General features: G+C 46.1%; 18 protein-coding genes and 1 pseudogene. 4 read left to right on the forward strand and 15 right to left on the reverse strand.

The features are described 5' to 3' along the window. Positions 1–749: MATE family efflux transporter (locus WG8_RS29000; protein ID WP_007432427.1), on the forward strand; the 749-nt coding region annotated here is incomplete at its 5' end. Between the two features lie 513 nt (positions 750–1,262). Here WG8_RS29000 and katA read toward each other — a convergent pair. The 7 genes and pseudogenes from katA to WG8_RS26820 all read right to left on the reverse strand — a co-directional run. After that, the gene (gene katA / locus WG8_RS21760; protein ID WP_007432428.1) at positions 1,263–2,720 is read right to left on the reverse strand and encodes a catalase KatA; all 1,458 of its coding nucleotides are present in this window, start codon (positions 2,718–2,720) and stop codon (positions 1,263–1,265) included. Positions 2,721–2,923: 203 nt separating this feature from the next. Next, complete coding sequence (gene cysC, locus WG8_RS21765; protein ID WP_007432429.1) at positions 2,924–3,526, reverse strand: adenylyl-sulfate kinase; 603 nt, start codon at positions 3,524–3,526, stop codon at positions 2,924–2,926. Between the two features lie 78 nt (positions 3,527–3,604). Further along, a complete protein-coding gene (locus WG8_RS21770) occupies positions 3,605–4,504 on the reverse strand; it encodes a TIGR02452 family protein (RefSeq protein WP_007432430.1) in 900 nt (299 codons plus the stop codon). Further along, a complete protein-coding gene (locus WG8_RS21775) occupies positions 4,501–4,992 on the reverse strand; it encodes an NADAR family protein (RefSeq protein ID WP_007432431.1) in 492 nt (163 codons plus the stop codon). Before WG8_RS21775 ends, WG8_RS21770 begins: the two co-directional genes overlap by 4 nt. Before the next feature lie 29 nt (positions 4,993–5,021). Beyond that, positions 5,022–5,927, reverse strand: a complete 906-nt coding sequence (locus WG8_RS21780) for an NUDIX hydrolase (protein ID WP_007432432.1) — start codon at positions 5,925–5,927, stop codon at positions 5,022–5,024. Positions 5,928–6,206: 279 nt separating this feature from the next. Next, a complete protein-coding gene (locus WG8_RS26815) occupies positions 6,207–6,401 on the reverse strand; it encodes a DUF3658 domain-containing protein (RefSeq protein ID WP_269744440.1) in 195 nt (64 codons plus the stop codon). A 56-nt stretch (positions 6,402–6,457) separates the two neighbouring features. Beyond that, positions 6,458–6,936: pseudogene (locus WG8_RS26820) on the reverse strand (DUF4158 domain-containing protein); the annotation flags it as partial. 638 nt (positions 6,937–7,574) lie between these two features. Between WG8_RS26820 and WG8_RS21785 the strand changes: the two are divergent. Then, positions 7,575–9,068 carry an NAD(P)/FAD-dependent oxidoreductase gene (locus WG8_RS21785; RefSeq protein WP_007432435.1) on the forward strand — a complete coding sequence of 498 codons (1,494 nt, stop codon included), beginning with the start codon at positions 7,575–7,577 and terminating at the stop codon, positions 9,066–9,068. 157 nt (positions 9,069–9,225) lie between these two features. On the opposite strand, the gene WG8_RS27235 is transcribed toward WG8_RS21785, so the two are convergent. Next, positions 9,226–9,399 (reverse strand): hypothetical protein, encoded by a 174-nt coding sequence (locus WG8_RS27235; RefSeq protein WP_007432436.1) that lies wholly within the window; start codon positions 9,397–9,399, stop codon positions 9,226–9,228. A 137-nt stretch (positions 9,400–9,536) separates the two neighbouring features. On the opposite strand from WG8_RS27235, the gene glsA reads away from it, so the two are divergent. Continuing rightward, on the forward strand, positions 9,537–10,475 hold the full coding sequence (glsA, locus tag WG8_RS21790; protein WP_007432437.1) for a glutaminase A: 939 nt from the start codon (positions 9,537–9,539) through the stop codon (positions 10,473–10,475). A 69-nt stretch (positions 10,476–10,544) separates the two neighbouring features. On the opposite strand, the gene WG8_RS21795 is transcribed toward glsA, so the two are convergent. Then, on the reverse strand, positions 10,545–11,411 hold the full coding sequence (locus WG8_RS21795; RefSeq protein ID WP_007432438.1) for a VOC family protein: 867 nt from the start codon (positions 11,409–11,411) through the stop codon (positions 10,545–10,547). A 48-nt stretch (positions 11,412–11,459) separates the two neighbouring features. Next, positions 11,460–11,873, reverse strand: a complete 414-nt coding sequence (locus WG8_RS21800; RefSeq protein WP_007432439.1) for a DoxX family protein — start codon at positions 11,871–11,873, stop codon at positions 11,460–11,462. 264 nt (positions 11,874–12,137) lie between these two features. On the opposite strand from WG8_RS21800, the gene WG8_RS21805 reads away from it, so the two are divergent. Next, the gene (locus WG8_RS21805) at positions 12,138–12,677 is read left to right on the forward strand and encodes a helix-turn-helix domain-containing protein (RefSeq protein ID WP_007432440.1); all 540 of its coding nucleotides are present in this window, start codon (positions 12,138–12,140) and stop codon (positions 12,675–12,677) included. A gap of 251 nt (positions 12,678–12,928) precedes the next feature. On the opposite strand, the gene WG8_RS21810 is transcribed toward WG8_RS21805, so the two are convergent. The 5 genes from WG8_RS21810 to WG8_RS29010 all read right to left on the reverse strand — a co-directional run. Beyond that, positions 12,929–13,627 carry a stalk domain-containing protein gene (locus WG8_RS21810; protein ID WP_007432441.1) on the reverse strand — a complete coding sequence of 233 codons (699 nt, stop codon included), beginning with the start codon at positions 13,625–13,627 and terminating at the stop codon, positions 12,929–12,931. Positions 13,628–13,666: 39 nt separating this feature from the next. Beyond that, positions 13,667–14,785 carry a phosphodiester glycosidase family protein gene (locus WG8_RS21815; protein WP_007432442.1) on the reverse strand — a complete coding sequence of 373 codons (1,119 nt, stop codon included), beginning with the start codon at positions 14,783–14,785 and terminating at the stop codon, positions 13,667–13,669. A gap of 214 nt (positions 14,786–14,999) precedes the next feature. After that, positions 15,000–16,466 (reverse strand): potassium/proton antiporter, encoded by a 1,467-nt coding sequence (locus WG8_RS21820; protein ID WP_007432443.1) that lies wholly within the window; start codon positions 16,464–16,466, stop codon positions 15,000–15,002. Positions 16,467–16,662: 196 nt separating this feature from the next. Further along, the gene (fumC, locus tag WG8_RS21825; protein ID WP_007432444.1) at positions 16,663–18,051 is read right to left on the reverse strand and encodes a class II fumarate hydratase; all 1,389 of its coding nucleotides are present in this window, start codon (positions 18,049–18,051) and stop codon (positions 16,663–16,665) included. Between the two features lie 160 nt (positions 18,052–18,211). Next, positions 18,212–19,095, reverse strand: an 884-nt coding sequence (locus tag WG8_RS29010) for an alpha-isopropylmalate synthase regulatory domain-containing protein (RefSeq protein WP_007432445.1), incomplete at its 5' end; no start/stop codon positions are given.

The raw sequence follows: 19,095 nt of genomic DNA on the forward strand, positions 1-19,095 counted from the left end.
CAGGCGCTACACTCATCGCAGAGTTTCTCGCCTGTGTGCTCGGTTCTATTCTTGTACTTCGTTCCTCGGTCTGGAGGGAATGGCGGCAGAGTGGAAAAAAAGATTGGCAGGGCTGGTTTGGAGCCTCAGAGCTGAAAAGTGTCATGGCAACGAATCTTGACCTTATGATTCGCACAGCCTGTCTGCTGACGATGTTCAATCTGTTTACATCACATAGTGCGAGCTTTGGAACCGATCAGCTTGCTGCAAATGCGATTTTGTTGCAAATCCATTACATTATGGCTTATCTTTTTGACGGATTTGCCAATGCCAGCAGCATCATGACGGGACAAGCTCGTGGTGCCGGAGATCGGAAAATGCTGCAAAGAGTGATCCACTTGTCCTGGTTCTGGACACTGCTCACCGGCGTGGTATCAGGCGGACTGTATTTAGCACTGAAGGAGCCGCTTATCCGGCTGTTCACAGATAACACTACAGTGATTAGCCTAACAGGTCCATACAATGGCTGGCTTGTCGTCTTTCCGCTGGCTGCCGGACTGGGGCTGGTATTCTATGGTGTGTTTACGGGGATGACAGTAACGTATCCAATCCGTAACTCCATGCTGATTTCGCTGGTCTTCTTTTTAGCTGCTCTCTTCTGGGGTGTTCCCCACTATGGTAACCATGGACTATGGCTTTCCTTTATCGTATTTGCTCTGGGAAGATCATTATTTCTTGTGATCTATTTACCTCGCTTGAAGAGGATATAGCAGCTTATAGTGCTGACGAACGCGTTAATGCGTGCTTCAATGACCGCTACGCGGACGGATCATTCTTACGATCGCTGTTGCCTTCTACAGAACGATTCCGTCCTCTCCGCTTGCTTTATGCTGTTTAACATCATTATATTTTTAAACACCAAAACACACCAAAATAAGCCGCAAAACCTCGTATTATTAGGCTTACGGCTTTTCTAGTTTTAGGATTTTCTGTTCTGTTTGTTTGTATGACTGGTACACCTAAAAGCAGCGGAGGGAACGGAACGATTGCGAAAAAGCGGTAGCGTTCGCCTTTGTCTCCAGATTTACACCGCTTAGTGTGATTCAATAAATCTGGGGACAACAGTGATTGGAGCAACGTTCCGTTCGCGGAGCGTCCATCATACACACCCGTGATTTACATCGCACTCAAAAGTAAAGGATGTCCCATCAACCATATGTGGTGTTGGGACATCTTTTTTATATCGATTCATGCGGCTTTTGTTTAGAAGCTTATAGCTGCCTCTATTCGCCTTGAGGAACGGTCAATCCCAATCCTTCGGCTATGCGGCGTCCGTATTCAGGGTCAGCCTTGTAGAAATGTCCGATCTGGCGCAGCTTAATTTCGTCGCTTTCTACGGGCTTCATCGCATTTACGATGTTTTGCACCAGACGTGCACGCTCATCCTCACTGAGCAAGCGGTACAGGTCTCCCGGCTGTGTATAGTGATCATGATGATCGTAGGCTACACTTTGAGCTTCTCCAGACACTTCAAAAGGAGCGATTTTGTGTGCTGGGGATTCTTTGGGTCCACCGAGACTGTTAGGCTCGTAGTAGACAGAGCCACCGCCATTGCTGTCACTGCGCAATGCGCCATCACGCTGGTAGTTGTGTACCTCCGCATGCGGACGGTTGATCGGCAGCGAATTGTGATTGGCACCTACACGATAGCGATGTGCATCACCGTAGGCAAACAGGCGCCCTTGCAGCATTTTATCCGGAGATGCTTCAATACCCGGCACAAATGAACCCGGAGAGAACGTCGCCTGCTCTACTTCTGCAAAATAGTTCTCAGGATTGCGATTCAGCACCATGCGCCCTACCTCGATCAGTGGGTAATCCTTTTGCGACCATACCTTTGTCACATCAAACGGATCAAAGCGGTATGTGTTCGCATCCTCTAATGGCATAATCTGCACATAAAGTCTCCATGCAGGAAAATCACCCTTCTTAATCGCACTGAATAAGTCTTCTGTATGATAATCCGGGTTTTCACCGGCAATTTTCGCAGCCAAATCAACATCGAGATTTTGTACGCCCTGTTCTGTTTTAAAATGATATTTTACCCATACGGCCTGGCCATCAGCGTTCACCCATTTGAACGTGTGACTACCAAAACCGTGCATATGTCTAAGTGTAGCGGGAATGCCGCGGTCAGACATGAGGATCGTTACCTGGTGCAGTGATTCAGGAGATAAGGACCAGAAATCCCACACCGCATTCGGGTTTTTCAGATGGGTTTGGGGATGGCGTTTTTGCGTATGAATAAAGTCTGGGAATTTAATCGCATCCCGAATAAAAAAGACCGGCGTATTATTGCCTACGAGATCATAGTTGCCTTCCTCTGTGTAAAACTTCACCGCAAAGCCGCGCGGATCACGTACCGTATCAGACGAGCCCAGCTCACCCGCAACGGTAGAAAAGCGGATAAACATCGGTGTACGCTTGCCTACCTCGGACAAGAAGCTTGCTTTGGTATACGCAGACAAATCATTAGTGACTTCAAAATATCCGTGCGCCCCCGCACCTTTGGCATGAACAACACGCTCTGGCACACGCTCCCGGTTAAAATGCGCCAGCTTCTCCAGCAAATGCACATCCTGAATCAGTGTAGGTCCACGTGATCCGGCCGTTATAGAATTCTGATTATCACCGACAGGAGCGCCCCAGCTTGTAGTCAGGTTGGTTGGTTGTTTACTCATGATTGAAATCACCTCTTGAATGGATTGGTTGACGATGTGTAGTAATCAAAAAGACCTCCCACCTCTGACACCATATATCTGAAAGAACCAGGCCAGGGAGAGATTCAGACGGCTTCAAAATGGAGAGGTCTATTCTATTTAAACATGAATTCCAAATTGGATAATGAAGATTTCAGGAAGATTTGGAAAAGGTTTAACGAAGATTAGAACAGCAAGGATTCCCGGTCGAGAAAATCCAGGATATCCTGAACCGACCGGGCTACCTCCCGACCTTCAGTAGATACGATGAGATCAGGCTCCAGCGGTGCTTCATAAGGAGCATCAATACCTGTAAAATGACGAATTTCTCCCGCTCGCGCTTTCTTATACATTCCTTTTGGATCACGTCGCTCGCATTCCTCCAGACTGCACTGTATATAGATCTCATAGCAGCCTTCCTGCTGTAAAATTTCCTTTACCATTTCACGATCCTCACGATAAGGGGAAATGGTGGCACATATCGTTAGAACACCCGCATGGGCCATTAGCTTGGAAACCTCAGCAATGCGGCGGATATTTTCCTTACGGTCAGCGGGCAGGAAGCCCAGGTTACGATTCAAGCCATGCCGAACATTATCCCCATCCAAAATAAACGTACGTATGCCGCGTGCATATAATGCTTTTTCCAGTGTGGAGGATACCGTTGACTTTCCCGAGCCAGACAGCCCCGTCAACCAAAGCACCGGGCTTTTATGTCCATTCAGAAGCTGACGCGCTTGTTTATCAACATCTGACGCATGCCAGGTAATGTTCGAGGATGGATTCATTCAGCACTCTCCTTATCATGATGTATTGCTTTTCAAGAGATATTATCATTTGCATTTTTTATAGCATGATCTCCAGCTTCAGGAAAGGACTGTTTTAAAGCTGTTTAAGGTACGCTGCCCTGCTGTGTGATCCAATACTGCAAAAACAATTCGTTCAAACAATAAGGCATAGCCCTCCTCTACAAGCACTTGCTTAAACCAGTTTGCGACCTCTTCCGGCTTATTGCGGAATACCCCGCAACCATAGGCTCCAAGTATGAGATGTTCTACTCCGTTTTGCTTGGCCATTCCAAGAATGTAACGGATACGCTCCAACATCACTTCACCTATTCGGCTGACCTGCTTTGGCTCCCGTTCTCGCACGACTCCAGCATTAACAGCAGGAGCAGTCAGAAAATCGACCAGATACGGCTCATCCAGCAATGCTCCCTGATCATCCCGAAATACCGGAACTTCAGGCGAATAAATCATATAATCCGAATAAAAGCAGCTTCGCAGCTTTCGGTTATGCTGGTACATCTCTTCCATTTGTGAAATACAGGGATACAAGGCTGACGAACGAGCCAAGCTTTCCTCTTGGGCCTGGCTGCCTCCGAGAAATCCACCACCCGGATTTTTAGCTGATGCAAAATTCAAACATGCCACGTGCTCCAGCTTCTCCTGGGCCCGGAGCCTAAATGCTGCCTGCAACGTGCTTTCTCCCGTAATTTCCATCTTTCCAGAAAGCCCCCATTCGCCTATGTATGAGGAAGACTCCAATGCTCCTTGGATCTTTTGTTCTGCCTCTTGCTTTACAGCCACCAGTTGAGAAGGTGCATATAGTTTCGAGCCTGTGATCGCGTTAGCCACCTCTTTTGCCATATTCACTTGTGCTTGTTTGGTATTTGTGTAATATCCATTCTCCAGTATAGATAGCGTTTCCTGCGCCATATGTGATCGTGCGTCCCGGTTGCTCCGGTGATTCATCGTACTTGTCATAGTGACAATTCCTCCTTTTGCAATATATCCTCACGTAAATTCGTCAATATTTCCCCTAGCCAGTTCGTGCCTCGCCATGACCTGCGGCTGTTAATGCGGGCATCACTTTCAGCCAAGCCTACACCCCAAATGGTGTCTGTCGGACTAGCCTCAACCAGTGTAGTGCCCTTCGTCTTAAGCAGATACTTAAGCAGATTCGGATTTTGCGTAAATTTGGCGTAATTACCGTCATACACAAATTGTCGGCAATTCGCCTCCCACAAGGATTGATCAAACCCGCGTACACTGCGGCCACGAGCCTTTTGCTCCCGAGGGGTAGTTGCCAGCATAATTTTGCGGGCCGCCTCTTCATCCCAAAAAAGCTGCGCTTTTTTAAACATCATATATTGCTCCGCACAGTTAAACGCCAATCCATCTACGACAAAATCAGAAGGATACCATTGTGAAAATGGCGAATGACTGCGATAAAAAAATGTAAACTTTTCCATGACAATTCCTCATTTCATATTCCTGTGAACTATATAAAACGTGACCTAGGCTTGAATCGATACAGCTTGGATGGACGGTGTCCAGCCGCTTTTCTATATTCATTCGTCTCGTCCACGAGATCCGCTATTTTACGGCGGAAGGCCGCAGCGAGCAGCTCCTTGCCTAAAATAATTTCATACACCTGTTGAAGCTCGCCCAATGTAAATAAGGATGGCATCAAATGAAATGCGATATCTGTATATTCAATTTTGCTGCGCAGACGCTCAATGCCGTAAGCAATAATTTTGGCATGGTCAAAGGCAATTCCCTGTGACTCCAATACTTCTCGCTTGATTTCAATCGTTTTCCCCTTCAGGATTTCAGTCACTTTTACTTTGGCTGACAAGCGAATGTCCCCATGCTTCAGGGTAACGTCAATATCTTGCTCCCACGTGTAACCTTCCGGCTGGTTCGTCCGCGTCTCCTGAGCCACGCTGTAATCCAGCTCAAACCATCTGGCATCCGCTGCATCGTCCCCAGCCTGTACCTCCAGGGAATCGTGGTCTACCAATGCCATGTATGCGCAGCTGATGACCCGCATACGCGGATCACGTGCTACATCTCCCCAAGTGTATAGCTGCTCCATATAAATCTGATCCACATTCGTTTCGGTTTTAAGCTCGCGTCGTGCTGCTTGTTCCAGGCTTTCATCCATCCCTACAAAACCACCCGGCAACGCCCATTGCCCTATGAATGGGTGCTCCCCTCTTTGGATCAAAAGAAGCTGGAGTGTCTTCTCCGGCAGCTTGCGATAATTATGCTGGAGCTGATCCATTACAGTAAAAAGCAGCATATCTACCGTTACTGACGGACGCTCGTATTGAGTTGCATCGTAGGCGGCCAGAAATTGCTCCTCCGTCAAGCCGTTAGGATTGTATTTTGATCTTTCTGTCACTGGTGTCACCTTCCTGTTCATATATGGATATAGGCTATTTTCGTTATGATAAAAACAAAATGTTAATATCAACATAGTAATATATAAATTCGGCTTCGTCAACAGCAGTCCATGAAATCCGTAGTCAATCTGATAAAGGTGATAACAGTCCTATGTCTGAAAAAGCAAAAGAGAAACCCAGGTCTTATATGTACCGGGTTTCTCAAACATAGCTCCAATGAGGAGCACCATGGTTCGATTGGCATCCGCCATCTGGCTATCACTTCTATTTTCTTTCGTTTACCCCCTTAGTTTAACAGCATAGCGGTGCAGCATTCCCGGCATCCCCAGAAATTCAAGTTCGCCATGAGCGATTAAATATTGAATCCGATATTCCAAAAAGGTGTCGCTTCTTAGCTGTGACCATTGTGTTAACGCCTCACCAATTATTTTTCCGGTGTTTACGTATTGCTGATCGGCCCTATGGAAAACAATTCATTAAAACCTAGCACTTTACTCTCATACCGGAGCCCTGCACCCGAAAGTCCTTGCTTCATCGTTTGTAATTCTGTCAGTGAACTACTGAGCAGCTTGAATATTTTTTCTTCTGTCCGTTTGCCATGGCATGGTCAAAAAGATACTTGCAGAAAGAACGATACTCGCTCAAATTAAATGCCTAGTAGCCATATTCCTTCTGGATCTCCTCCAGATGCTCATATTTCGTGGCATCCCGTTCGCCGTAGAATGCAAAAGACTCCGCATCGGCATTGATTTGCTTTGCAATATAACAAAGAACTTGAACCGGCACTTCCTTTATATCAGAAAGCGTCCAACCGAGATAACGAAGTACGCACAGTTGAACGGCAAAGCCGAGTCAATTATCATCTCTTCGCCGCTGCTGGATAATTTCAAGATCATGCTGTGTAAATGTGAAATAAGTACCCAATTCCCATTCGCCGAGATCAGGTGGTATCTGCGAATATTGCAGCCGTTCCTCCGGAATCAGCAGCTCCCTTACTCTCGCGTACATCCTACTTCATCCCCTTATTGCCAAGCTATTTTTTCGACTTCCGCTTGCAGATCCGCACGGGTTGCCTTAACGTAAATCCTCGTTGTGTCCAGACTATCGTATCCCATAATTTGCTCCAAGCGGTGCAACGGCGTGTTTAGTGGTTTAATGAGGGTTATCAGTCTTGAGACAAAAGATGGTAAAACACAGTATATGCTGATAAATCCGAATGATGAACCCGTACAGCCGGTTCTACATTAGCTAAAGGCACCTTCTGGGTGGGCGCCCTTTGTTATTCCTTACCAACATCGCTTCCTCACAAATTTCTTTTACAGAAATGGAATTAAACAAATGGTGATCCATTAAAGAAAGTAAAGCTTGTGAAAGAAGGATACGAGTTCTTTTTACTCGTAAGTCTTCTTTTTTTTCTTGTTCCATATACATTACCTCGTCTCTGTATCGTTAATCGACAGGTCCACTATATTGTTCATTGATGAACTTAATTATACATATTAATATATAAACACCAAAAGTAAATAAAATATACAGTTATCTAAAAAATGGACATGTGTATTGGTTCTAATAATATAACAAGTCTTAGTACACAATATCATTAACATTAGAAGATTTAATATTTTTAGAAAAAGGAGACAATAAAGATGGACAAACAGTTAAAATCTCATCAAACAAAAGAAGAAAAAGCAATTGTGATCGGAGGAGGCATTTCAGGTTTACTGACGGCCCGCGTTCTTTCTGACTATTATCAGGAAGTGATGATTATAGAAAGGGATAAGTTACCTCAAGAGCCGTCTGCTCGTCCAGGTACGCCTCAAGCTTTTCATCCTCATCGAGTACTACCACGTGGGAGCATGATTATGGAGCGTTTCTTCCCTGGCTATGTCGATGATTTATTAGCTCAAGGGGCCCATCCCACACAAAATGAGAAAATGAGCCTATTCACTTCACAAGGGGCTATAGAAACTTGTTCCAATGAAAAAAATGCAGCAAGTAGTCGAGCCCTATTGGAGTGGACGTTCCGCCAACGTGTACAAAAGATTTCAAATATACGTTTTCTTTCTGGGCAAGAAGTCACAGGTCTGCAAACATCAGCTGATCACAAGCAAGTGACAGGTGTTCATATCAAAGAACGAAGTGACCAGAAACAAGAACGAACAGTGGCAGCTGATCTAGTAGTAGATACAAGTGGACGTTCTTCCAAACTCATCAAGTGGCTTGATGCTATGGGTCTTGAGGTACCGGAGCCAGAACGTTTAAAAGTGCATCTTGGCTATAGTACGCGCTATTATCGAGTACCTCCGCACATCAAAGAAAAATGGGGAACTGTTATTTCGGAAGCACAGCCTGCTAAAGGTATTGGTACTGGTATGCTGGGGTATATCGAAGATAACATGGCTCAAACGTTACTGTTTAGTGCAGGTGGTGCACACTATCCGTCAACGGACCCGGAAGAGTACGAAAAAGAAATGCTGGCATTAGCTACCCCTGCGCTAGCGGAAGTGGTCAAAGAGCTGGAACCGATCGGCGTTCCTCGAGGCTATCGTACACCCGAATCGGTTCGTCAACACTTTGAACAAATGGAAGATTGGCCATCTGGATTACTAGTTGCAGGCGATGCGTTTTGTAACTTTGACCCGATCCATGGACAAGGGATGACCGTAGCTGCGATTGAAGCTGAAATGTTAGACATTTGTTTGAGTGAACAGCGTCATACCTCTCAACCAAACTTTGAACGCAAGGTTCTGCAGCGCACGCAAGAGGCGATTGAACCAGCATGGTGGCTGAGTTCGGTTGCGGATTTACGTTGGAACGGAGTCACACATGTCGGGGCTGAGCCATTAAAAGGTGTGTCATTTGCGCAGAAATATTTCGATTTGTATGTCAAACGGGCCGTGAAACTGGCGAACGAGGAGAATAATCCTTCTATGTTCCTACAGTATTTTATGATGAACGCTTTAGTCCTTTCACCTCGTGAAATCATCAATCCACGTATGTTGAACATATTATTGACTGGTGACGGATCTCTAGAGGAGAAGCAATTGTTAGCTGAGCTGGGAGACGTAGATGAGCAACAAATACAAGGGAGATTAGATCAGCTGATACCTTCCTTTTCATTGGCACTTGGTTCGAACTGAAGTAACGGGTACGATAGTCGAATAACAGAAATAAGCAGGCCATGACTGTATTAGTTCTAGTTTTGGCCTGTTTTTTGTGATGTTCCCACAAGAATACATTGAATACATGTAAACAATGTGAAGAGCCTTATATTTCAAAGGTTTTTCACACGCTCGTTTAGATAACCGCGATTTGTTGGCGGTATCCCAATCTGTAATTAGCCCATTCAGGATTTCTGTCCAATAAGGCTACAGCCTGCTCCAGCACACGATGTACAAAACCTCTAAGCCTTCCACCGTTTGATATCTCATTATAATCTTCATCAAAATTTGATTTATTGTTAGATGACAAGTCATCTGCCTCCTTTCACTTGATCCAATTAGCGCTTGTCTTTCGACCGAAAATTTCTTTAGAATAAGTGTATAGTCATCAATTATTGCTCTACAATAACATTACCACAGGATGGTTACTTGACTGGAGGAAAATAAATGACATCGGAGTGGCAGAGACTACAATCCAAACTGCCGGAATGGGTGGAGCAAAACCGTCATGAGTACATACATGGCAAGGTAGCGGCGTATATTCCCGAATTGTCCAAAGCACCGGCAGACGCGCTGGGTGTTGTTGTGATGAACGGTGCGGGTGAGACCGTGGTAGCCGGGGATACGGAGCTCCAATTTACGATGCAGAGCATCTCAAAGGTATTCACGCTCATCCTGGCCTTGATGGATAATGGAGAGGACGTTGTCTTTTCCAAGGTGGGTATGGAGCCTACGGGAGATCGTTTTAATTCTATGTTGAAGCTGGAACTGGTCGAGCCAGGTATTCCGTTTAATCCGCTCATTAACGCTGGAGCAATCGCCATCTCTTCTTTGATCCGCGGAAACAGCCCGGAGGAAAGGTTTGCACGTGTCCTGCAATTTTTCCGTCTGCTTACCTGCAACGACACGCTGGAATATGACCAAGATGTCTACGATTCGGAATCTGCCACAGGCCATCTAAACCGTTCCCTTGCTTATTTTCTGATGGAAAAAGGGATTCTAAGAGGCCGTGTCGAGGACGTACTGGAGGTTTATTTCAGACATTGCGCTGTAAAATTGAACTGTACGGATTTGGCACGTATGGGACTCGTACTCGCCTACAATGGGCGTGACCCGGTTACAGGCGTGCCCCTGATCCCTCGCCGCTTTGTGCAGATTGCCAAAACATTTATGACAACATGCGGCATGTATGACGCCTCTGGAGAGTTCGCCATTCAGGTCGGACTCCCCGCCAAAAGCGGTGTATCCGGCGGCATTATGACGATGGTGCCCGGACGATATGGCATTGGACTGGTGGGACCTTCCTTGAACCGTATGGGCAACAGTACAGCGGGTGTACACTTGCTGGAGACCATGTCCCGGGATTTGGATTGGAGCTTGTTTTAGTATACAAAAACAGGGGATTTCCGGCCTAATGGCTTATGGGAATCCCCTGTTTGTTGTGTTTCCAATATATTAAGCGTTCTGACCGCTCACCAGTTTAATGTTAATGCGGAACGGGTCAGCTACATACTTGGCACCATCTCGTTCTTGCACGGCATAGCCCGCTGCCGCCAAACGAGCGACAATCGCATCCAATTCCTTCTGATCCGGCACAATCAATTCAAAATAATCCAGTCCAGCTGCGTTCTCAGGAGCTGGGGGTGCGCCTTCCCCTGCCCATATATTCAAGCCCATATGGTGGTGGTAACCTCCTGCAGAGATGAACATCGCCGAGGAGCCATACCGGGACGTAATGTCAAACCCAAGCACATCGCAATAAAATTGCTGTGCCTTGAGCAAATTAGACACATGGAAGTGAACGTGCCCAATTACAGTTCCCTGCGGCAGTCCCTGCCAAGGTATGTTTTCGGAAATGGCTACTAAGCCTTCCGCATCCACGGGATCTGTTCCCATGATATAAAATCCATTGGCATCCTTTTTCCACTGCTCGCGAGGACGATCTGCATAGATTTCAATCCCGTTATGATCGGGATCATGGATATATAGTGCTTCACTTACATCATGGTCTCCCTGCCCGATTTCAATCTCATGAGCCAGCAGATTGCGTAGAGACAGTCCCAGAGCCACACGGTTCGGTAGAAGAATAGCAAAGTGGTACAGTCCGGCTGCGGACTGGCGCGGAAGAATGACTGCATTTTCAATATATTTCAGGGTCAGCAGCGGATGCTCCCCGTCCACAGTTAACTCAGCAGTATCCGCCGTTTGACGCAGCAAATGAAAGCCAACGACCTCGGTATAAAATCGAATCGAGCGCTCCAGGTTACTAACCTTTAGTGAAACCTGCCCGATGGTAGTTTTGTCAGCAAGATGTGCTGTCATGAGATTTCCCTCTTTCTTCATGGATTGGAGGAGCAAACTATTCCAAAATTAATGTTCTGTTGATGTACGACGGCTGAACAAAGAATCCAGAGACAAGCGGGTCGTCGGTGCAAAAACCAGATGAAGAGCTACCAGAATAAAAGCAATATCCAGCTCATAGCCGGCACCTTGACCATTCCCCATCAATCCACCGGACAATTTGGCTGTAAAAATCGCACCGAGCAAAACAATCACAAATAGTGCGGATACATAACGGGTAAACAATCCGAGGATTAATGCAATCCCGCCGACCAACTCAATCACCGCAACGACATAACCTAAAAATCCTGGAATGCCAATACTGGAAAACCAGCCTGCTACATTACCCAGCCCCATTTGGAATTTGGCGATTCCGTGTGCCAAAAACAAAATCCCCAGCGCCACCCGCATAATTATAGAAATGTTTCTGCTTGCTGAACTCATGTCTATCTCCCCATTCTGTTTGTTTTTCACACTCACAAGTGTATATAAATAATTAATTTATATTACTAATAATTTGCTTAAAAAATAATACAGTTCGAATCTATGCTGCAACAGATTTGTGTGAATTAAACTCGAATTATTAGTAATAGGAATAATTATTTTGTAATGCGAATTTATCATATGAAACTGTGGTCTGTCAACAAAATATTTGGTATGATAAATATTAAATTAGTATAAATTATATTTTTCAAGGAGGAAAGCTCTATGGGTATAGGATGCAACATAAGGGCTGCACGTAAACGTAAAAATTTATCCATTCAGCAAATATGTGAGCGAACCGGACTATCACAAGGGTTTATGAGCCAGGTGGAAAACAATAAAACCTCCCCTTCCATCGCTACACTGGACAGCATCGCGAATGCGCTTAAGGTCCCTCTCGCTTTTCTGCTTCTTAAAGAAGAGGAACGAATGCAGGTAATTCGCAAGGACGAGCGCCGTAAAACGGTGTATGGTAAAAACAACCTTCAGGTCGACCATTTAGGGGGTCAGGGTAACGTTAAAATGATGCTGGTGGACATGCCGCCAGGCTCATCAACAGAAGAAGAACATGCTCATGCTGGAGATGAAATTCATTATATTTTAGAAGGCACGGTGTATGTAGAGCAAGGTGAGGATTCAGCTACGCTCGAAGCGGGGGATTCCTTTAGCTGGAGAGCAGCCATTCCCCATTATGCCAAAAACGTGGGAGCAAGCAACGCTCGCGTTCTGATCTCCGTGTTTCTCGAAGCAGAAAATGACGCTTAATAAAAGCTTGAGAATATCACAATATCAACCACCCATTTCATCAAAAAAAGCGTGTACCGGGAAGTTAAATTAACTTCGAGCGATATACGCTTTTTGTATGTTTTCATTTACTTGTTTGGCAATTGAACTATTCTAGCACCTGCTGGGCATCTGTCCGCGATTCCCATGGCAGCTTGAAGGTTTTCATGATCTGCTTGGCATTAGCTGGGAGCCCAGTTACCGGATCACCAGCAGTACCCAGCAGTTCTTCTTTATGATCTGTAGTAATACGCCCATAAAAAGTAGTGCATCAGACTCAACACATCCCCATTTACTGTAAAATACCGTAATGCTTCACCTTGGGGAAACATATAGACACTAGACAGAAGCTCGGTGTTGGGAAAATGGGCTTCAATAAAAGGATGGATAGAACGTGTGTCTAAACGGATTAACGCTTCACGCGCTGTCACTAGATCCCCCTCGTATATTTGTTCTTTTATTTCTCCATAGATCGGCGGCTGTACCCGTATCTGTGTGTTGGTCTTTTCCAACGTATAACCAAATTCAAGCGATACATCTCTCAGCGGTATATAGAGCTCTTTGTCCAGCACCTCATAGGTAAGTTGTTGCTGATCCTTACGTGATCGTTCCTTGAGCTGCAAGGGTTCTGCCCACTTTTTTAACATAACCAGCTTCTTTTTAGCATCCCATTGATAGGTCGCACCCACTGCATCGGCAAAAGGCTTAAGCGGAACCATCAGCTTTCCGTTAATCAATATAGGTTTGGTCTTTGAATTTAATGGCTGTCCACTTACGACTACATTCGTTAACTGTGTCGATTGGTTTGATTGAATCGCTGCGGCTTCATGTCCAGCAGCTGCGACAACTCCCTGCTGCATAGTCGGAAGGAGTATGGGTAGCGTAAACAGGGCAGCAAGCAATCGTTGAAATCTACCTCGATTTAACTTCATCATCAGTCTCCGTTCACTTTCATGGACTTTAATCAGGATCTATCTCTTTTTGGCTGCGTCAATGTCACTAGGATTCAGTCCTGCCCAAATGTTCGGGATGCTGACGGTTTCCGGATGCTCAAATACGAGAAACGCTGTCGGCAAATACCGTTCGCCGTATTCGGAAGAAGGTTTATTGACAATGGCGTGATCCTTAACGAGCACGGTCGATGATCCACCATCCAGATTAGCACCAATAACCGCTCCGTGTTTAAGTAAAATATTTTGCATATCATACAAATTAGCACCGATGCTGTAACCCGGCTGACGCCCATCAACAGTCACGAAAATAATCGCACCGTCAGCTCTTTGCCCCATTGCGGTACGGGGAGCAATTCCCCAGCCTTCACTGGCATTTCGAATCAGACCTTTGCCATTCACGATTAAACGCGGCTGAAAGGTGACTGCTTCTTGCACATTCATTTTGGACAATTCAGATAATGAATAGTGACCGGCAATCATTTTCCCTTGTTTGTCAATACCTACGATTTGGGCAGAAGCATTTTTCCCCATATCGTTGTAGTATAACTGCCCCTGAGAAATGACAACACCGATCGGTTTAAAGCCATTCCCGTTCCAGTTGGGATCAGCAAATCCACCGCCATTTACGCCAGCAACAGCCCCCAAACGCTCGACCATGCTGGATACCCGTTCTCCCCTGCCAACCGTGGCAGGAATCCCGAGTCTGATTTTTGTCGGGTCATGCACAATCGTCACGTAGCCATGATAATTCCGACCCGATACCTCTTCCACTTCAACCAGCGGCGTTTGCTGCAACTTGGTCGATATCAGAGGTAGCTTGATCGTATGCCTGTCCTTCTCCTCGCCCATCTGCTCAAAACGAGCCGAATATTCGGCCACACGTTTTTGCGCCTCCGCTTCACCGATAAAATATTTCGCCCAGTGGCGATGCTGAGTCGTAATCAGCGTATCCGCAGCCAAATAGCGCATGTCCTTGCCGGAAGGGGTTAAAAATAACCATGCCCCGCCCCCTATTCCTGCTAGCAGGAAAACTATAAAAAGTCGCAGCACAAAACGGCCGAATCTACCTTTTCGTTTCTTCTTTTTATTTTTCTGCCTGCGGGCTGCTGCACGCTGTGGCAAAATTTCCGGTTTCATTCAACATCTCTCCTGTTATGGTGACTTCAATCTTTAAAACTCACTGTTATCTATTAAACAGCAGCATCTATCGACAATATCATAATCTAATTTTGTAGAATGATAGTATCAATTTTTTAACAGATTCATCACGCTGTAAAATAGCACAACAAAAAAATCCTCCACACGAATGTGAAGGACCGTTATCGAAGCTGCTTTATACAAGCACCCACCATTACTGCGCAGCTTCCGGTTCAAGCAGCATGAACAGTTCCTTCATCTGCTGTCGCTTGAGCTTGGGACTAAGCACATACAACGTGTCCCCCGGCTCAATCACAGTTGTGCCTCTTGGGGCGATAATTTGCTCGTTTCGAATAATGGCGGTGAATAAAATGTCATCAGGCAGCTGCATATCCTGAATCGCTCTGCCTGTAATTGACATTCCCTTTTGCACCTGAATATGATTGATTTCCGAAGTGGTTTTTCCCAGAGAAACCAACTCCAGCAATGAAGGGGACGAAGTCTCGTTAGGGTCCATTAAGCCAAGCTTCACTGCCAGCCACGAAATGGTTGTACCTTGGATAATCGCAGAGGTAAGCACGACGAAAAATACAACATTAAAAAACATGGGCCCTACATCCATCTCATCCAGCAGAGGATAGGTGGCCAGTACAATAGGGACCGCTCCTCGTAGCCCTGCCCAGGATAACAACGTCTTTTCGCGTACCGAGTACCTGGAGAAAAGCAAACTCAGGAAGACACCAATCGGACGAGCTATCAGCATCAGGATAAAGGAAAGCGCCAAACTTGGCCACGCAATGCCCAGTAGCTGATCGGGGAAAACCAGCAGTCCGAGCAGGACGAACATCATAATCTGCACCATCCAGGCGAAGCCATTGTTAAAATGAATAATGGACCGCTTGTAGGTCAAGTCGGAATTGCCCAGCACGATGGCCATAACATATACCGCCAGCAGCCCGCTTGCTTCCAGCAAGGAGGCCGCCGCATACGTCAAGACCGCAAATGCCAGGGCCATCACGGGATACAGGCCGGATGACTCAAAATTCATTTTATTAATGGCATATACGCCTAAGCGTCCAAGTGCAAAACCAATAACCAGACCAAAGCCCATTTCCCATAAAAACAATAAAATATGTATCCAAATGGATTGCTCAGGGTGATGGATCAGCTCAATCAACGTAACTGTAAGGAATACAGCCATCGGGTCATTGCTGCCGGATTCCGCTTCGAGCGTAGAGGTCATTCGTTTCTTGATATTTTTACCACCCAAAACGGAAAACACAGCCGCTGCATCCGTCGATCCGACAATAGCGCCGAACAGCATAGATTCCATCCAGCCTACGCCTAAAATAAACTTGGCACAGACGCCAACAACTACAGTCGTAATCATGACCCCCAGCGTTGATAATGACAACGCAGGTCGAATTACCGGCTTAATATCTGCAAACTTCGTCTGCATCCCGCCTTCAAACAAGATCACAATCAATGCGAGAATACCCACCAGCTGCGTAATAAAGGCATTGTCAAAATAAATAAACTGACTAAGCACCATGCCAACAGCAATAAACAAAACAAGTGCAGGCATACCGAAACGACTGGAAAATTTAGTGGTTAGAACACCGACCAGCAGTAAGCCGGACAGCAAAAGCACAATAAAATTAATTACGGTTGTTTGTTCCATACGGCTTCTCCTTATCTTGAAAATAGATGTTCATTTTTCGCCTTCTATCTATATACCCTCAAATCATGCAGAATACTAATTTCTGATCAAAAATGTTTAGAAATCGAAAAAATCCAGCTCACGATCTGTGCTAAAATAGCACTCCATGAGCTGGATGTATGTTTTGTATAGACTTAGCTGCGACACGCGTCGCGCTTTATGCTTTAGGCTGAATCATTTGAGCCGGTACGACATATTGGTCAAACTGTTCCTCGGTCAGCAGGCCGCTACGAAGAGCCGCTTCTTTGAGGGACAACCCCTCCGCGTGCGCAAGCTTGGCAATTTTGGCGGCATTCTCATATCCGATATATGGATTCAATGCCGTCACCAGCATCAGCGAATTGTTCAAATTGTGCTCAATTTTAGCGAGATCCGGCTCGATGCCGATCGCACAGTTATCATTAAACGCCACAATCGAATCGGCTAGCAGATTCACGGACTGCAGGAAATTATAAATAATAACCGGCTTAAACACGTTGAGCTCAAAATTACCCTGACTCGCAGCAAAGCCAATCGCTGCATCATTACCCATAACCTGCGTAACAACCATTGTCAGCGCCTCGCTCTGGGTCGGATTTACCTTGCCTGGCATGATCGAGCTGCCTGGCTCGTTCGCAGGAATCGTAATTTCACCCAAGCCGCTGCGTGGGCCACTTGCCAGCCAGCGGACATCATTGGCGATCTTCATCAGATCAGCGGCAAGCGCTTTGATTGCCCCGTGTACGGCTACAACCTCATCATGGCTGGTGAGTGCATGAAACTTATTCGGTGCAGAAGTGAACGTTTTGCCAGTGATGCTGGAAATTTCGGCAGAGGTTCGGGTACCGAACTCTGGATGGGCGTTAATACCTGTACCTACAGCAGTACCACCAATCGCCAGCTCCTTCATATATTGAACCGTGTCGATGATCATTCGCTTGCTCTTGTCCAGCATGGCAGTCCAGCCACTGATTTCCTGACCCAGTGTGAGCGGCGTTGCATCCTGTAGATGAGTACGTCCGATTTTAATAATATCCTTAAATTGCTCCGACTTCTGTTGGAAGGTTTCTTTCAGCTTGTCAATGGCAGGCAGCAAGCGCTCCTCAACTGCAATGACGCCTGCCACATGAAGCGCCGTGGGAAACGTATCATTTGAGCTTTGCGACATATTCACATCGTCATTGGGATGCAGCTTCGCATCTTTTCCCTGCTCTTGCAACCATTGGCTTCCCAGATGAGCAATAACTTCGTTCACATTCATATTGGACTGCGTACCGCTCCCCGTCTGCCATACAACCAGCGGGAAATGGTCATTAACTCGTCCAGCGAGAATTTCATCCGCTGCGTAAATAATGGCGTCCTGCTTTTCCTGTGACAGCTTGCCCAGCTTATAGTTGCTGATCGCTGCACTCTTTTTGAGCACCGCAAACGCCTGAATAACCTCTAATGGCATTTTCTCCGAACCAATCGGGAAATTTTCCTTGCTTCGCTGTGTTTGCGCGCCCCATAGACGGTCTGCCGGTACCTTGATTTCGCCCAACGTATCCTTTTCGATGCGGTAGTTCAATTCATTTCCTCCTCTTGGCTTATGTAATTCAGACAAAATATCGTGATCTTCTTTGCCTATTATACATTATATTTCAAATGATATCATTTATTTTGCAAGCGCTTTTTTACGATAAGATCGGAGGAGGAAAAGAATATCGAATACCAGCCTGATCTCTAAGTCAGCTAATGGTGATATTACCTCTGGCATAGACTTTTTTTCTGCCCAACAGCTTGTTCAGTGCATCGATATAGGCTTTAGCACTAGCTTCCAAAATATCTGTACTTGTACCTCTTCCTCGAGCCGTGTACTCTCCTTGCCTTAGAATGGCATGTACTTCCCCCTGTGCATCCTTGCCATACGTTACAGACTGGATTGAATAATCCTCCAGCTCCACCTCTTCACCACTCGCCTTATCTATAGCGTTGAAAATAGCATCTACAGAACCGTTCCCCATCGCTACTTCATCAATTGCGGTTCCGTCTTGCTTGCTCAACCGAATAGACGCTACCGGAACAGATTGATTGCCATAGGATACTTGAATGGAGTCCAGGGTGTAAATCCGTGGAGAGACATCGCGGCTTTCGTCCATCAGGACAAGCAGATCTTCATCCAGCACCTGTTTTTTCTTGTCGGTCAAGGCTTTGAATTTGTGGAACGCCTCCTGAAGCTGCTCCTCTGTAAGAGCATCAAACCCCATGTCAGCCAGCTTTTCTTTAAACGCATGTCGACCCGAATGCTTGCCGAGCACAAGCTTGCTCGTCTTCACACCAATGCGCTCGGGCGAGACAATCTCGTACGTTGTACGCTCCTTAAGCATACCGTCCTGGTGGATACCGGACTCATGCGAGAAAGCATTGGCTCCAACGATGGCCTTGTTTCCAGGGACAGACATTCCTGTGCGTTTGCTCACCAGCCGACTGGTAGCATACAGTTCTTCCAGCACCAGACTTGTATGTGCCTGATATAGCTCTTTTCGGGTATCAAGCGCCAGTACAACCTCCTCGATCGGTGTATTTCCTGCCCGCTCACCGATGCCATTGATGGTCCCTTCAAATTGGTCTA

It is taken from the genome of Paenibacillus sp. Aloe-11 (assembly GCF_000245715.1).
Lineage (GTDB): Bacteria > Bacillota > Bacilli > Paenibacillales > Paenibacillaceae > Paenibacillus > Paenibacillus kribbensis.